The organism is Paraburkholderia sp. SG-MS1, assembly GCF_012275575.1.
In the GTDB taxonomy this organism is placed as follows: domain Bacteria; phylum Pseudomonadota; class Gammaproteobacteria; order Burkholderiales; family Burkholderiaceae; genus Paraburkholderia.
Map to the genome: position 1 here is coordinate 1 of NZ_NPIH01000267.1, position 14,969 is coordinate 14,969.

At 62.7% G+C, this 14,969-nt stretch carries 13 protein-coding genes; 12 read left to right on the top strand and 1 reads right to left on the bottom strand.

The genetic code is table 11. The features are described 5' to 3' along the window. Positions 1 to 3,542, bottom strand: a 3,542-nt coding sequence (locus CIC12_RS27170) for an ESPR-type extended signal peptide-containing protein (RefSeq protein ID WP_274597579.1), incomplete at its 3' end; no start/stop codon positions are given. A 226-nt stretch (positions 3,543 to 3,768) separates the two neighbouring features. On the opposite strand from CIC12_RS27170, the gene CIC12_RS27175 reads away from it, so the two are divergent. The 12 genes from CIC12_RS27175 to CIC12_RS27230 all read left to right on the top strand — a co-directional run bounded on the left by CIC12_RS27175 (position 3,769) and on the right by CIC12_RS27230 (position 14,888). Beyond that, complete coding sequence (locus CIC12_RS27175; protein ID WP_168668736.1) at positions 3,769 to 4,014, top strand: hypothetical protein; 246 nt, start codon at positions 3,769 to 3,771, stop codon at positions 4,012 to 4,014. 306 nt (positions 4,015 to 4,320) lie between these two features. Then, complete coding sequence (locus CIC12_RS27180) at positions 4,321 to 4,545, top strand: pilus assembly protein (RefSeq protein WP_446728044.1); 225 nt, start codon at positions 4,321 to 4,323, stop codon at positions 4,543 to 4,545. A gap of 28 nt (positions 4,546 to 4,573) precedes the next feature. After that, positions 4,574 to 6,091: a pilus assembly protein TadG-related protein gene (locus CIC12_RS27185; protein ID WP_168668740.1), complete on the top strand. Its 1,518-nt coding sequence runs from the start codon at positions 4,574 to 4,576 to the stop codon at positions 6,089 to 6,091. 69 nt (positions 6,092 to 6,160) lie between these two features. Then, positions 6,161 to 7,000 carry a hypothetical protein gene (locus CIC12_RS27190; RefSeq protein ID WP_238812910.1) on the top strand — a complete coding sequence of 280 codons (840 nt, stop codon included), beginning with the start codon at positions 6,161 to 6,163 and terminating at the stop codon, positions 6,998 to 7,000. A 101-nt stretch (positions 7,001 to 7,101) separates the two neighbouring features. Continuing rightward, entirely contained in the window at positions 7,102 to 7,725 is a 624-nt protein-coding gene (locus tag CIC12_RS27195; RefSeq protein WP_238812911.1) for a hypothetical protein, read from the top strand. A 1-nt stretch (position 7,726) separates the two neighbouring features. Beyond that, a complete protein-coding gene (locus CIC12_RS27200) occupies positions 7,727 to 7,933 on the top strand; it encodes a hypothetical protein (RefSeq protein ID WP_168668745.1) in 207 nt (68 codons plus the stop codon). A 20-nt stretch (positions 7,934 to 7,953) separates the two neighbouring features. Then, positions 7,954 to 9,036: a Flp pilus assembly protein CpaB gene (gene cpaB / locus CIC12_RS27205; protein ID WP_168668747.1), complete on the top strand. Its 1,083-nt coding sequence runs from the start codon at positions 7,954 to 7,956 to the stop codon at positions 9,034 to 9,036. A gap of 30 nt (positions 9,037 to 9,066) precedes the next feature. After that, positions 9,067 to 10,833, top strand: a complete 1,767-nt coding sequence (locus tag CIC12_RS27210; protein WP_168668749.1) for a type II and III secretion system protein family protein — start codon at positions 9,067 to 9,069, stop codon at positions 10,831 to 10,833. A 21-nt stretch (positions 10,834 to 10,854) separates the two neighbouring features. Next, positions 10,855 to 12,798, top strand: a complete 1,944-nt coding sequence (locus tag CIC12_RS27215; RefSeq protein WP_168668751.1) for an ATPase, T2SS/T4P/T4SS family — start codon at positions 10,855 to 10,857, stop codon at positions 12,796 to 12,798. Positions 12,799 to 12,807: 9 nt separating this feature from the next. Continuing rightward, positions 12,808 to 13,656: a type II secretion system F family protein gene (locus CIC12_RS27220; protein WP_168668753.1), complete on the top strand. Its 849-nt coding sequence runs from the start codon at positions 12,808 to 12,810 to the stop codon at positions 13,654 to 13,656. A 3-nt stretch (positions 13,657 to 13,659) separates the two neighbouring features. Further along, positions 13,660 to 14,541 (top strand): type II secretion system F family protein, encoded by an 882-nt coding sequence (locus CIC12_RS27225; RefSeq protein WP_168668755.1) that lies wholly within the window; start codon positions 13,660 to 13,662, stop codon positions 14,539 to 14,541. Beyond that, the gene (locus CIC12_RS27230) at positions 14,538 to 14,888 is read left to right on the top strand and encodes a DUF192 domain-containing protein (protein ID WP_168668757.1); all 351 of its coding nucleotides are present in this window, start codon (positions 14,538 to 14,540) and stop codon (positions 14,886 to 14,888) included. The genes CIC12_RS27225 and CIC12_RS27230 overlap by 4 nt, the downstream gene beginning before the upstream one ends. Positions 14,889 to 14,969: the final 81 nt, after the last annotated feature.

The window sequence follows — 14,969 nt, forward strand, 5'->3', positions numbered from 1 at the left end:
AGCGCTACCGAGTTGGCTGCCGTTGCGCTGGCTGCGCCACCGATCGCGATCGCGTCGATCCCGGTTGCCGAGGAGTCCGCAAGCGTGGAATTCGCGTGGAAATACTTGATGCCGCCACCATCAACAACGATGTTGTTGATGACGTTGCCCAAGTTCGTCACGTTACCCGCGACGTTTGCGAGATTGCCGGCCACATTAGCTACGTTCGCGTTCGTTTCGTACAGCTGGCTGCCATTTACCGCTTCCAGGCTCTTGTCCGAGAGCTCGCCCGCTTTCACATTCGCGATTGTCGTGCCATCCGTACCCTTGAGCGTGATCGAGCCAAGCGTCTTATCGTCGTACGCGACGAAACTATTCGTCAGATTGCCGCTGCCGTCGATGTTCATGCCAAGTTGCTTGAGCTGGCCCACGTTGACGGCGTCGCTGTCGCCCACGCCGTTGGCCACGTTCGACACCGTCACTGCCGGCGCTGAAGCGTCCGTACCGCCCAGCGTCAGTTTGTCGTGCGCCGGCGTATCGTATTGCACCGAGTTGCCGGCCGTAGCCGCGAGGGCCGAGCCGACGTCGGCATAGGTCTGGCCACCGATAGTGAAACTCGGCTTCCTGATCGTGCCATCTGGGTTCACCGTTGCACCGCCGCCGATCGCAGCAGCCACCCCCGACAGCTGGCTCACGTTCACCGCATCGGTGCTGCTGGTACCCGCCGCCATGTTGACGATCTGGCTTTGCTTGCTGGCGTTACCCACCGAGACCACGTTGGCGCGATTCGCGATCGCACCCGAACCGATCGCCACGCTGTTCGCAGCACTAACCGTCGCATTGACGCCTAGCGCCAAACCGCCCGTGGCCGCCTGACTGACGAACGAGTTATAACCGATAGAGACCGAGCCGGGACTCGTGGCGCTGGCATAACTGCCGAGTGCCAACGCGTTGATCGAACTGGCACGCGTGTTGTAACCGATGGACACAGAGTTGTCCGACAGCCCGCCAACGGTTGCACTCGCACCGATTGCGGTCGAGTTCACCGACAGCGCTCCCGCGCCCGAGCCGATTGCCGTGCTCGAGTCACTACCCGCGGCAGCGCCGGCGCCGACGGCCAATGCGTCGACTCCAGTCGCCGCTGCGACCGGACCGATCGCCATGGCGTTCATCACATCCGACGCGGACGTGGCTGAACCTTGTGTCGTGTACGAACTCACCGCGATGTAGCTCAACACGGCAGCCGAGTTCTGCATCATCGACTTCACGCCGCTCGTGGTCGTACCCGCAATCTGAGATTGCAAGGCGTCCAATTGCGCCATCGTAACGGCGTCGGTCGGATTGATGCCGTTGGCGACGTGCGTAATGCGCATTTCCGCGCCCCTGCTGCCGACGGATACCGTATAGGATGCGTCGGTGACAGCATTCACGCCGATAGCCGTCGAGTTGTCGAACATTGCCGTCGCACCCGTGCCGATCGCCAGCGTCTGGGCCTTGGTCGCCACAGCGCCGCCGCCAATCGCCACCGATTCGGCACCGCTTGCCAGTGCAGCGGGCGCCGTCGATACGACTTTGACATACTTGGCGGCGCCCACCAGATCACCCGCAGCTGTGTTGAGTGCGGACAGCGCGTCGCCGATATTGTTGTACGTGGTGCCGCTGATCAGGTAGCCCGGTGCGGTGATCGAACCGTCCGGATTGACCGACGTACCGGAACCCAGAGCGGAAGCAAGTCCGCTGGCACTCTTGTACAACTGATCGCCGTTGACTGCGTCAGCGCTGCCCGACGAAACCTGGCCAGCGGCCAGGTTCGTCACGAGAACCGGTGGGGCCGTCGTCGCACCGCCGAGCGTGAGCGTGTCGTGCGCCGCCGAGTCGTAGACGACCGCGTCGGGCGTGCCCGGCCCGCTGCCCAGAGAGGCGATAGCCGCCTTCATCTGCGCCACGTTGACCGCATCGCTATCCACCGAACCTGCCGCCACGTTGATGATCTGACGCTCCGCACCGTTCGCACCCACCGACACCGCATTAGCGCGATCCGCCGTCGAGTTGGAGCCTAGCGCGACCGAGTTGGCAGCCGACGCGACGGCGGCGCCGCCGATCGCGACCGAATCCGTTCCGACTGCCGAGGAATCGGCCAGCGTCGAATTAGTGTGGAAATACTTGATGCCATTGTCGAAAAGACTGGGCCCCAACTCGCCCACGTTGGCCGCCAGAGTCGCGAGGTTCTGGTTGGTCTGGTACAACTGCCCGCCGTTGACCGCGTCGGTGCTAGACGCGGACGAGATGTCGCCCGCCGCAAGGTGGGTGAGCTTGACCTGCGCCGTGTTGCCCACGCCGCCGAGCGTCACCGTATCGCGAGCGGACGAGTCGTATGCCACCATGAGCGGCGAGCTCTCGGGGCCATTCGCCACCATGTTGTTGACAATGTTCGTCACGTTAGCGACGTTGCTCGCGACCTCGGCCACATTCTGGTTGGTCTGGAACAGCTGCGAACCGTTCACGGCATCCATGCTTCTGGCGTTGGAGATGTCGCCATCCGTCAGGTTCGTGATCTTCGTGCCGTTCGCGCCCTTCAGTGTAATCAGGCTGGCTGCGGAAGTGTCGTAGGTCACCGGATTGTCGACGGGAATGCCAGTGCCGCCGTTGACGCCGCGGATAGCCGCATCCAGCTGGGCGACGTTGACAGCATCGGTAGCCGCGGAGCCTGCAGTCACGTTGGTGATCTGTCTCGTGTAGCTCGTCACGCCGTCCGGCGACAGATAGCCGACCGATACCGTGTCGGCGCGGGTAGCCTGCGAGCCTGCGCCCAGGGCAACCGAGCTGGACGCCAACGCAATAGCGTTCGCGCCGTACGCGCTGGAATCGGTCTGGAGCGCCCTTGCCGATGGCCCGGACGCCACCGAGTTGAGGCCCGTGGCCTGCGCATCAGTCGACGAATCGCTCGAAGCGGAATTCGCCTTGAAATAGCGCGTAGCTTGATAAAACTGCTGGCCGTTCACTGCGTCCGTGCTATCCGACGAGACGGCACCCGCTGCCAGATCAGTGATCTTGTTGCCCGTCATGCTGACGTTATTGAGCATGCTGATGCCCCCCGTGCCCTTGAGCTCGAGGCGGCCATCGTCATAGCCGGTGACGCGGGCGGTGATGTTATTGCTGTTGAAGCCCCACGCACCGTTGTCGGCTGCCGAGTTGTTCAACGAGAAGGACATGCCAGCAGTATTCTCACCAGTCGACGAACAATCCATGACACCGACAGCGCTCGACAACGGCCCCCAGGAGGACCCCACCCCGCCTACGCCGCCCGGGCACAATTCCAGACCGCCATTGCCTGTCGACGCCTGGGCTGCCGCCGTACCCGGCAGCATGGCCGCGCTGATGGCCATCGCGATCGGCATGAACGCAGCCTTGAGCGGCACGGCCAGCCGGTTGACCGCCTCCGCTCGGGACGAGATAGTCCGCGCGGAGGCGGCTCCCGTTCCGCAATGTGTTCTGGCAGTCTCGGGCGCAGCGACCCACGTTCCGGAAACGTCATTCCAGACGCTGATATACGACTTATTCATACATTCCTTGAATAAAGGGCAAGCCCCGCTTGCAGTTCGATTTGAGAAATCGTGCGCACACGCCTCCCGTAAAAAAACTGGCCGGCGCTTTTAAGGCTCGACTAAAGTTTTTCACGCGTCGCAAATTTAACTGGCGGTTCCATCCCTAAAAATCAGGAAACGCGCAAACTCTGTAGGAATTATCCGTATATAATTACGTGAAAAATCTCAACGCTTAGCATTGAGCATGTCCAGCTTGAATCCGAGCGCTTTAAATGAATGCGCCAGAATCTCGTTTCTCGCGCCCCGTCGTGGCGCTTTTACAACAGAAGCGCACGGACGAACGATTGAAACCAAGCAAGATGCCACCGACGAGCACCACAGCCGCCGCCAAAATGGCAACGACGCAGTAACTGCCTTATCTGGCGGGGCGTTCGAGCTCCTCGCGCCCTACCGGGAGATGCGCCGCGATGGCGATGCGCCACACGAATGACGCCGATCGTTAGCCTGTGCACGCTCCGACGTTGATGCAATGTTCAAATGTTCATCTGATTTTTTAGACCGCACGTCATGCGAATTTGCGTCAACGAGATTCAGAACTTTCTTCGATTTAGAGATAAATAAATTCTTATACTTCGCTCCGACACTTCGCCTGCGTTTTTCTGGGGAATTGATTATTAGTTATTTTCCTATATAGCGCTAAAAATCGGCGAAAACGTGTCCGGACGACACCCATTTTTCAATACAAACCATGAAACTTTCACACACTTGCCGTCGTAACAAACAACTCGGCCAAGGCATGACGGAATACATCATCATCGTCGCCCTGATTGCCGTGTCGGCCATTGGCGTGTATTCGCTGTTCGGTCAGACGCTGCGTAACCAGACCGCTGGCCTCGCAGCGGAAATGTCCGGCCAGGACGCGGCGGGCAACATTTCGACCGCGAAAACCAATGCGAACACGGCGACGACGAACGCGAACACGGCGAAGAACATGGGCACGTATAACGCGGACAACAACTAGTAACCTCACCGAATCAGCGATATCCACCATGAACCGCTCTGCCCGCGAGGGCAGGGCCAGGGTCGCCAGCGCTAGCGGGCAGGCGCTGGTCCCTGCACTGCTGTTTCTGCTGGTCGGTTGCATCGGCCTTTATGTGGCGTTCAACTCGTTCCAGATGACCAGCGCCAAAATCAAACTTCAGAACACGGCCGACGCCGCTGCGTACAGCGCCGCCGTGCTGCAGGCACGCGACTACAACTTCTCCGCGTACACGAACCGCGCGATGATCGCCAATCAGGTCACGGCCGCGCAGGTGGTGGCATTGAAATCATGGATCGACGAACTCGACGCGACCTACTCGCAGTCCAATCTCGACGACACGGTCACCACGCTGGCGGATCATCCCGCGCAATGGAGTACGCCGAAACAGATCGGCAAAGCCGACATTGGGCCGGTGCGTGCCGCGCTCGACGCGCTGCTGCCCACGGTCGCCCGCGACATCGGCCAGCTCAATCGCGCCCTGAGCGTGGCGCAAGCCAACTATCACACGGCCGTCTTCACCGCGGTCCCCGACACGGCCGACGCAATCGCGCAACTTAACCAGCCTGGCACGCATGTCACCGCCGGCTACTTCATCAGCGATCGCAACGCGGCGCAACTGGCGGCGTGGTCGTCGTACACGGCCACCGTCACGCCCGCGGGCACCCTCGGTCAGGATGACTTTGCCGATGTAGTGACGAACCCTCACACCCTCGACGGTTTCGTCAAGAATCGCGACTCGGTGCGCAGCGTCGCGCCAAATTTCCAGCAACTGAACGACAGCGCCAACAAAATATGCGGCGCCAACAGTTCGTTCACCATCAATGTGACGCACGACGGCGGCACCCAGCTTCGCAGCGACAAAGCCGGCTGGCAGTCGATCGATGCGAGCACCGCGCTCCTCAGAATCAGCTGTATCGGGCCGATCGAATCCATTGCTGGTCACGGCGGCAGTGCCAACGGGAACATCACCAGCTTCATGACCCACCCGCCATTCGTGGCGGCAGAGGACTGGGAGGGCTATGGCGGTTACTTCAACTTCGGCTACACCGGCACTTCGGTGCCCGGTCGGGTGCCGAGCTCGATGGCGGAACAGTTCAGCCAGACCCCCGGTCCCTCGCTCGACCCGGCCAACGGCGGCCTGTTGCCTTATCAGGAAGTGCGCGGCGTACAGCTCGCCGCCCAGGCGCCGCGCATCACGGTCGAAGTGACGCGCAACGCCGATACGCTGATCAGGACCGCCGGCTTGCAAGGCGGCGGAATGATCAACGTCGGCATCGACTCGGCTGGCGGCGCAATGCGCGCGCTGTCGAGCGCCCACGCCTATTTCGTGCGGCCGGACGAAACCTCTTCCGGCGTTTCGATCATCGGCGGCATGCTGAACGCCGATCAATGGGCACGCCCTGACCAGAAGACCGAATACCCGAGTCTGTTCAGCCCGTACTGGCAAGCCACGCTTGCGCCGGTCAGCGCCAGCGAACGCGCCGCGGCTCGGCAAAGCCAGATGTCAGTCGCCTCGCAGCCCTGACCCCGAGCTTCATACGCAATGAGACAAGGTCAAACCTACATAAAAGGCGCCGCGCAATCAGGTCAGGCTATGGCGGAATTTCTCGTTTCCATGGTCATGGTCATGAGCGTGTTGCTGCTCGCGATCGTCATGCTCGGCAAGTTCAACGACGTACGCAACCGCACGCTGATAAGTTCCCGCTACGTCGCGTGGGAACGCACCGTGTGGACGGACAACGACGGAAAGAAGAACCTCGCCGCCGATCCGGGCACCACGGAAGCTTGGTCCAGTACCTATGGGAGCGCCGCGTTGGGCGTCGCCAAAGCAGACGCCGAACTCAAGGCCGAAGTGATGCAACGCGTGATGGCCGGCGACGGTGCGCCGATCTCGAGCCTCGACCGCAAACAGACCCAACTGGCCTCGTCCCAGCCGGCCATGTGGAAAGACTACGGCGGGCATCCTCTGTTGGCATCCGTGAATGACGTCGCGGTCGGCACCAGCGAGACAGCCGATCCCGCCAGCGCCCAAAGCAGCGCAGCCCTTGCCCAGTGGGCCGTTCCCACTGCCGCGGGAACACCCTACAGCGCGCACCTGAGCCTGCCGACGAGCACACTGCAGTCTGGCTCCGTCAGCATTTCCATTGCGCAGAACAGCGAGGTGCTGAAGCGGCTCTGGCCGAAAGACGATCAGCTGCCCGCCTTCAGTGGCCTCACGTTCTCCGACACCAACGTATTGATGAGCAACGCCTGGGTGCCGGACGGCGCCACCCGCAACGAGCAGCTGTTCAGCGAGGCAGTGCCGGCCGCGCAGGCCACGCTCGTGCCATCGAGCGGTTATTTGGGGCTGAAGAAGTACGCCCCGGAAATTTCGACGCTTGAATTCGGACGCATTCGGCGAGACGTCGTCCCGCCAAATCGTTTGAATCCATGACGTTCGAGCCAATGAAGCACATGCCTCGCCTCGTACGCCGCGCTTGCCTGGCAGGCGTACTCGTCACCGGCGTTCCGGCGGCCGATGCCGCCTGCAACAAGATGCCAGTTCAACCACAGGGCACGGTGGCCATCGGCCGCGACATGATCGTCGACGGTGTGCCCGCCTCGGTTACAGGGATGCAATTCGCCGGCGCGGTGGACGACGTATCGAACGCATTCCGCGACTTCTGGCGTCGCGAAGACGCGCCGGCTAAAAGCCTGCCGATCTCGTCAGGATGGCTACTGAGCGCACTGGACGGCCCGTGCCTCTACGTGTTGAGCCTTGCGCCGCAGCAGCCAGGCGGGCGCACGCGCGGACTCATGAGCGTGATCCGGCTCGGCGGCGGCAAGGCGGAACATCGCCTTCCGGATGCCGCCGTGCCCCTGCCGGAAGACGGCAAGGTGGTGTCGGATGTCGAGAGCCACGACGCCGGGCAGACGGGGCGCACGTGGCAACTCGACGTCCCAGGGGATGCGCGCTGGAATGCGCAGCGTTATCGCAACCATCTCGCGGCGCGCGGCTGGGTGAGCGTAGGCCGCCAATCGGACTATCGCTCCAACGCCGTGGCCGCCGCGCAAGACACGGCGTTCGCGATGCACCACGGCGGCGATAGCGTAGACGTCAGTTTTTCGGATCGCGACGGCAAGACCATCGCGGTCGTCAATGCAATAAGGAACCGCTGAGATGCAACAACCGGGACGTTTCCCTCTCTTCGCGACGCCGCGCAGCCGGCAGCGCGGCCAGGCGTATGCGGAATATCTCGTCGTCACCGCCGCGCTGATCGGCATTCTGCTGATGGCGACTGGCGACACCGCCGCGCCATTTACCGCGCTCGTCTCCGGCTTGAAATCTTTGTTCGGCGCTTACAGCTTCACCCTATCGCTTCCCTGACCGGCCGCGGTCGATTGTCCATGCTCAAGAAAATAAACCTCCGCTCGCTGTTCGCAAATTCCTGGGTACTGCTGTTCCTTGCCGTGCTGGTCGCGGCTAGTCTCACGTTCCTTCTCTACAAATACCTGAACGATCGCGAGACCAAACTCAAATCGGACATCGCCGCGCAAACCGTGCGCTCGGGCGTGCAGGTCGTCGTGCCGGCGCACGACGTGCCCGTCGGCACGCCTTTGTCGAGCAGCGAATTCGTCTCCCGCGAAATTCCGGGCGACATGGTCTACGACGACATGATCCGCCCGGACGATTTCGACAAATACCGCACGGCGCATCTCGTCAAACCGGTCCGACGCGGTCTGCCGCTGCGTGCCGGCGACATCGACGCGCTGCGCGGCCGTGACTTCTCCGACGCGCTACCAGCGGGACAGCGTGCATTGACAGTCGAAATCGATACGGTCAACGCGACGGCGCTGCTGCTTCGCCCAGGCAACCGGGTCGATCTGTACTGGCTCGGCAAAGTGTTCCGCGAAGACCATGCATCCGACGACAAGAAAGTCGCGCAACTATTAATGCCGAACGTGCTCGTGCTTGCAACCGGTCAGGACATTCGGCCGCGCGACGCGGGCGAAGCCGCGCAGCAGGACCCGGCGAATGCCGGCAGCAGCGCGATGAGCCGACAGCAAGGCATGAGCTATACGACCGTCACGCTGCAAGTGCCGGTCGACGACGTGCCGCGCATCGCGCTCGCACAGCGATTAGGCGGCTTGCGCGTGATCCTGCGCAACGCCGACGACAAAGGCAGCGACGGTCCGCCATTAGTGCAGGAAAGCGACGTGTTCATGGACCCCACGCGAGGCACGCCGACGGCCGGCGGCGGTCCGGCCGCTCAGGTTGTCGAAATGATTTCGGGCGGCGGTTCGAATGGCAGCAGCGTGCTGGTCAGTCCTGGGCCGCAGCCGGCCCCCGCGCAGTCGACTCGCACCGAAGGCACCGCGGCCGCCGCCACGCAGAGCGAAACGGGGCAGCGCGAACCCAGCCTCTACGAGCAGGCCAACGCCATCGCACAACAATTGCAGAAGGCCGCGGCACCCAGCCCGTCCAAGTAGAACTCAAGTACCGAGCCCAGGTTTCACGCCATGAAAGTCAAACACAATGCGGCGCGATTGCGTCGCCGGATCCTGCCGTCCGTTCTCATCGGCATGGTGATGTGCAGAGCCGCTCCAGCTACATTCGCGCAAGCCGTCTATCCGCCGGCCACCGCTTCGGGCGACGCGTCCGCGAGTACCCGTGTGCTCGAAATGTTCAGCGGCGAAGTGCGGATTCTCCATCTCCCCGGCGCGATAAAACGCATCGCGATAGGCAACGGCAGGCTGATCACCGCGAATGTGGTCGACGGCAGCCTGATGCTTCTCGGCGAACGGGACGGCATCACATCGCTGGTTGTCTGGAACGAGAAAGGCATCGCGCTGCAAACCACGGTACGCATCGCCAAAGCGGAAGTGAACGCGTCGGTGCAACAACTGCGCTCGGTGCTGGAGTCGGTGCAGGGGCTGCAGATCGATCCGATCGGTTCGAACATCGTCCTGTCCGGTGTCGTGCATCGGGACATGGTGTCGATCGTCAAAGCCGCCACACAAGACATGAAGAACGTGATCGACACGACCAAGGTCGATGAAGGGGACGCGCTGAAGAAGACCGTCCACTTCAAGGTGCAGATCATGGAAGTGACCCGCAACGGGCAGAGGAACCTCGGCATTGCGTGGGACAGCGCATTCAACGGACCGCAGATCGCCGGCGCCGCCACCTTTGCGACGGGGGCGGCCAGAGCCGTCACCGCGGGCACGAATTATTTCCTCGCGGGCATCGCGTCGAACATCACGTCGCAGATCAACTTCGCCGTCAGCAACGGCGACGCGTACATCCTCGCCGCGCCCGAGCTGAATACGAAGAGCGGTGGCACAGCGAGTTTCCTCGCTGGCGGACAGGTGCCGATTCCGCAATCGGGCGCGCTGGGCACAACCAACGTTCAGTACAAGGACTACGGAATCAAACTGAACATCGTGCCGGTGGTCGATGCGAACAACATTATCTCGGCGCACCTGACGACCGAGATCAGCCAGATCGATCCGACCGTGACGTACGGCGGCATGCCGGGCTTTCTGACGCGCAACACCAGTTCGGATATTTCGATGCGGGCCGGCGAGACGCTCGCGATTTCCGGTCTGATCAGCGCGGATGTGGCGAACAACTCGACCGGTATGCCGTTTCTCGGCCAGTTGCCCATCATCGGCCAGTTGTTCCGCTCGGACGCGTTCCGCGCAAAGAAGAGCGATCTCGTGATTTTCGTGACGCCGATCATTTCCGATCCGGCGCTCGATCCGAACACGAATCTGCTGGCGCGCGCCGACACGGTGGATCAGGCCTTCCGCAAGGAATACGGCAATCCCGAGCCCCTGGTCGCGGACGAGGAAAAGGCGACGCGCATCGCTGCGCCGCGCCAGCCGGTCACGGCCACGCCCGCGTTATTACCGGCGCCGTTGCGCAGCACGCCAGCGGTGGAGCAGCCGCGGATGCCTGTTTCGGAGCCGTCTCCTGATCCGGCTGCCATTTCCGAGCATGCGTCGTCTCAGGCACCGGTCCCGGAACGTGATCTGCGTCGCCTGTCCGCGTCGGCGAGCGGGGCGACGCAGGAGCCTGCTTCACCGCCATCGACGCCATCGACGACGCCACCGACGGCGGCTGTCAGCACGCCGCCAGAGGGCATCGCCGAGGCCCTGCGCAGGCTGATTGCCGCGCAGCATCCGCCTGCGGCGCCGAGTGCGCGAGGCGACCCCGCACAGCCGGTTTCGAACGACGAGGTCGCGCCACAACAGCTCGGCGTGCCCGGCACCCCGGTCAACTGATCGACGCAGTCAAACAACATCATGCTCAATCTTCAGATACACACGCGCCATGCGCCGATGCGGGCATTGCAGATCGAACAGGGCTGCACGATCGGCAAAAATGCGAGCTGCGACATCGTCGTCAGAGGGATGCTGACAGGCAAGCTGCAGGCGCGCATCGTTCGGGAAAACAACGCCTATTACATCGAAGACCAGGGTGGCATCGTGGCAACGCTCGTCAACGGCTCGCCGATCACGCGTTTCGGTCCGCTGACCGAGGCGGACCAGATCGAGGTCGGCATGACGACAATCAGGATCGTTCGTGGTGGGGGCGCGGCGCAAGCGTCCGTCGTAGCGTCACAGGCTGCACACGCGCCCCCGCAAATCGCCCAGCCAGCACACTTGGCACCCTGGGCGTCACCATCGCCACTAGCCCAGCCGACGCAGCCACCACAAGCTCCGGCATCGACACACGTCGCGCCCTCGCTCACCGCTCGCGTGGCGGCACTCACCCCGGCCGGCTCGCTAGAGCCGGCCGCCGCCGGCCGCTCACTCTCCGCCGTGCCCGCCCTCCCGGTCACACAACCATCGCCCGGCGCGTCCGGCGACGCAACCGGCCGCCCCCAGCCTTTCCTCGACACGCGTCTACCTACGCGCACGCTCTACGCGAAACGGAGCGCGGCCGCCGCGCTACCCATTGCGCCGATCAACAGTCCGCTCGGCATCGAACTGCGCAAACAGGCGCACATGAAGGTCATCGCCGCGCTCGACCTGCGCCGTCTGAACGTCGCGCGAATGGAGGAAGACGAACTGCGCAATACCGTCAGCGCCGCGCTCGACGACATCCTGAATCACGACCGCAGCTTCCACACGACGGACGTCCCGCTCGCAACACTGAAGAAAAGCGTGTTCGATGAAATTATCGGGCTCGGTCCGCTTGAAGAGCTGATCGCCGATTCGAGCGTGTCGGAAATCATGGTCAACTGCCACAACGAGATTTTCGTCGAGCAGGACGGCCGCCTGACCCGATCGCCCGTCATCTTCACCGACGACCGTGCAGTGCTCGGCGCGATCGAGCGCATCGTCGCGCCAATCGGCCGCCGCATCGACGAAAGCTCGCCGATGGTCGACGCGCGCCTCGCCGACGGCTCGCGCGTCAACGCCGTGATCCCGCCGCTCGCGCTGAAAGGGCCGAGCATCACGATCCGTAAGTTCCTGAAACGCAAACTGCAAGGCGACGATCTGATCCAGTTCGGCTCGGTGTCGCCAGACATGCTCGAATTTCTGCATACCGCCGTCGAGCAGGGCGCCAATATCATCATCTCCGGCGGCACCGGCTCGGGCAAGACGACCTTGCTGAACGTGCTGTCGAACTACATTCCCGACGACGAACGCATCGTCACCGTAGAAGACGCGGCGGAACTGCAACTATCACAGCCGAACCTCGTGTCGCTCGAAGCACGTCCCGCAAACATGGAAGGCAAAGGCGCGATCCCGATCCGCGATCTGGTGAAGAACTGCTTGCGGATGCGGCCCGACCGGATCGTGGTCGGCGAGTGCCGGGGCGGCGAAGCGCTCGACATGCTGCAAGCGATGAACACCGGCCACGACGGGTCGCTGACGACCCTGCACGCCAACACGCCGCGCGACTGCATTGCCCGTCTCGAAGTCATGACGCTCATGGCCGGGCTCGATCTGCCGGTGCAAGCGATCCGCGAACAGATCACCTCGGCGGTCGACCTCATCGTGCAGCAGTCGCGCTTTTCCTGCGGCTCGCGCCGCGTCACGCATGTGACGGAAGTGAGCGGTATGGAATCGGGCGTGATCACGCTGCAGGACGTATTCGTGTTCAAGGAAGAAGGTTTCGGCGAGGACGGCAAGATTCGCGGCGAGTTCGTGCCCACAGCGTACGTCCCCGATTTCTATCAGGAGCTGATTCGCCGGCGCATTCCCGTGAATACCGACATCTTCACGCGTGGCAACTGAGAGACCCGCATGACGCTTTCCTTTATTCTCGCGCTCACGTTCGCCGGTTGCCTTGCGCTGATTTTGCTGGTCGCTCGCACGGGTACGGTCACGCTCAGGGCCGGCACGCGGCAGATGGCAGGCGAAATCGAATCATCGCTCGCGGACGCCTTCGTGTTCGTGAACCGGCAGAAGGCCGCCGCATGGAGCCTGGTGCTGATGTTCGGCCTGCCGTTGGCGGTGTTTCTGCTCACTCGCAGCCTCCTGATTGCCGCAGCCTGCGTGCCGATCGCGCTTGTCCTGCCGAGGCGGTATCTCGCGCGGATGCGTCGCAAGCGCATCGAGGCGCTCGAAAAACAACTGCCCGACGCGCTGCTGATGATGTCCGGCGCGCTGCGCGCGGGCGCGAGCTTTCCGAGCGCGCTCGACGCTGTGGTACACGAAACCACTGCGCCGATCTCGCAGGAGTTCGATCTGCTGATGCGCGAAATCCGCCTCGGCATCGATCTGGACATCGCGATGCGCAACATCGAAAAACGCATTCCAATCCCCGACTTTCTGATGATGACCGCCGCCGTCACGATCGCGCGTGAAGTCGGCGGCAATCTCGCCGAATCACTTGAATCTGTCGCGCGCACGTTGCGCGAGAAGCTGCAGATGGAAGGCAAGATCAGGGCGCTGACCTCGCAAGGCCGCATGCAGGGCATCGTGATGACCTGTCTGCCGCTCTTTCTGATGCTGGTGCTTCGTTTCATGGAACCCACGGCGATGGCGCCGTTATTCGGCGAACCGGTCGGCTGGGCCACACTGGCGGTGATCAGCGTGATGGAGATACTCGGCTACACCTGGATCAAAAAAATTACCCACATCGACGTGTGACCTATGCTGCTATTCATTGCTCTTGTCGTCAGTATCGGCGCGGTCGTATTTGTCGGCATCGGCGGCAAATCGATCATCAATCTGATCGGCGCGGTGCCGCTCGAAAATCGCCTGTTTCTCGATCCGCTGCCGAAGTCGCTGCAGCCGCTGTGGCCGCTCGTCAATTTCATGGTCCATCATGTCGGCAACCGCTTCAGCGCGAAGCTGGTCGAGAAAACCGATCTGCAATTGCGGCTGACATCGCTCACGTTTCTGATGAACGCGCGGCAGTTCATCGCGCTGTCGATCATCGGCGCGGCATTGGCCATGCTCGTCGCGCTGCTGCTGATGCTGCTGCTCGGCATGTGGTCGGTGCTGGCGCTGATCGGCGCGGGCCTTCTCGGCTACTTCTACCCGCGCCTCTGGACCCGCGACGTGCGGCGCCGCCGCGTCGCGCAAATCCGCAAGCATCTGCCACTCTATCTCGACTTCCTGACGCTCGCCGTCGAAGCCGGCCTGAACGTCAACGGCGCGATTCAGAAAGCGGTCGAAAAGGGTCCACCGGGGCCATTAAGATGGGAACTCGAACACGTGCTGCGCGACCTCAAATCCGGCCTGAACCGCACTGAAGCGTTACGCCGCCTCGACGACCGTTTGCGCATCAAGGAAGTGACCAACCTGGTGGGCGCGGTCGTGCAGGCCGAACGGATGGGCTCGGGGCTCGCGAAATCGCTGCGCTTTCAGTCCGAACAGCGCCGCTCGGAGCGCTTTCAGCGCGCGGAAAAGCAGGCGATGGAAGCGCCGGTGAAGCTGATCTTCCCACTGCTGGTGTTCATCTTTCCGGTCACGTTTATCGTGCTCGGCTTCCCGATCGCGATGAAGTTCGTCCAGGCGGGCTTGCTGTGAAGACAGCTCGTCTCCACATTCGCGGGCGCGACTCCGGTGTCGAAGTGTCGATCACGGAAACCGCCCGCGAACGGCTGCGCGGCCTGCTCACCCGCGAACGTCTTGCGCCTGGGGAAGCGTTGCTGCTCGAACGATGCGCATCGGTGCATACGTTCGGCATGCGCTTTGCCATCGACGTGGTGTTTGTCGACCGGAATCGGCGCGTCGTCGCGATTCATCGCGAGGTGCCGAGGTGCCGCGTTCTGTTCGACCTTCGCGCCGCCCTAACGCTGGAAATGCCGGCAGGTGGCGCGAGCCAGCATGGATTGTCCGTCGGCGATCCGCTCGTTTTCGAGGCAGTCTCGTGACCCGTCGCCATTTCGGATTCGGGCCGCCAGCGTCGCGCCGCGCAAGATCGGCCCATGCTGCGCGCAGGCTTCGGCAGTCGG

Bases quoted from the DNA above. Each gene is read 5' to 3' on its own strand.
- CIC12_RS27190 (WP_238812910.1), top strand. From the start codon at position 6,161: ATGGCGGAATTTCTCGTTTCCATGGTCATGGTCATGAGCGTGTTGCTG.
- CIC12_RS27225 (WP_168668755.1), top strand. From the start codon at position 13,660: ATGCTGCTATTCATTGCTCTTGTCGTCAGTATCGGCGCGGTCGTATTT.
- CIC12_RS27220 (WP_168668753.1), top strand. From the start codon at position 12,808: ATGACGCTTTCCTTTATTCTCGCGCTCACGTTCGCCGGTTGCCTTGCG.
- CIC12_RS27180 (WP_446728044.1), top strand. From the start codon at position 4,321: ATGACGGAATACATCATCATCGTCGCCCTGATTGCCGTGTCGGCCATT.
- CIC12_RS27195 (WP_238812911.1), top strand. From the start codon at position 7,102: ATGCCAGTTCAACCACAGGGCACGGTGGCCATCGGCCGCGACATGATC.
- CIC12_RS27200 (WP_168668745.1), top strand. From the start codon at position 7,727: ATGCAACAACCGGGACGTTTCCCTCTCTTCGCGACGCCGCGCAGCCGG.
- CIC12_RS27215 (WP_168668751.1), top strand. From the start codon at position 10,855: ATGCTCAATCTTCAGATACACACGCGCCATGCGCCGATGCGGGCATTG.
- CIC12_RS27175 (WP_168668736.1), top strand. From the start codon at position 3,769: ATGTCCAGCTTGAATCCGAGCGCTTTAAATGAATGCGCCAGAATCTCG.
- CIC12_RS27185 (WP_168668740.1), top strand. From the start codon at position 4,574: ATGAACCGCTCTGCCCGCGAGGGCAGGGCCAGGGTCGCCAGCGCTAGC.
- CIC12_RS27210 (WP_168668749.1), top strand. From the start codon at position 9,067: ATGAAAGTCAAACACAATGCGGCGCGATTGCGTCGCCGGATCCTGCCG.
- cpaB (WP_168668747.1), top strand. From the start codon at position 7,954: ATGCTCAAGAAAATAAACCTCCGCTCGCTGTTCGCAAATTCCTGGGTA.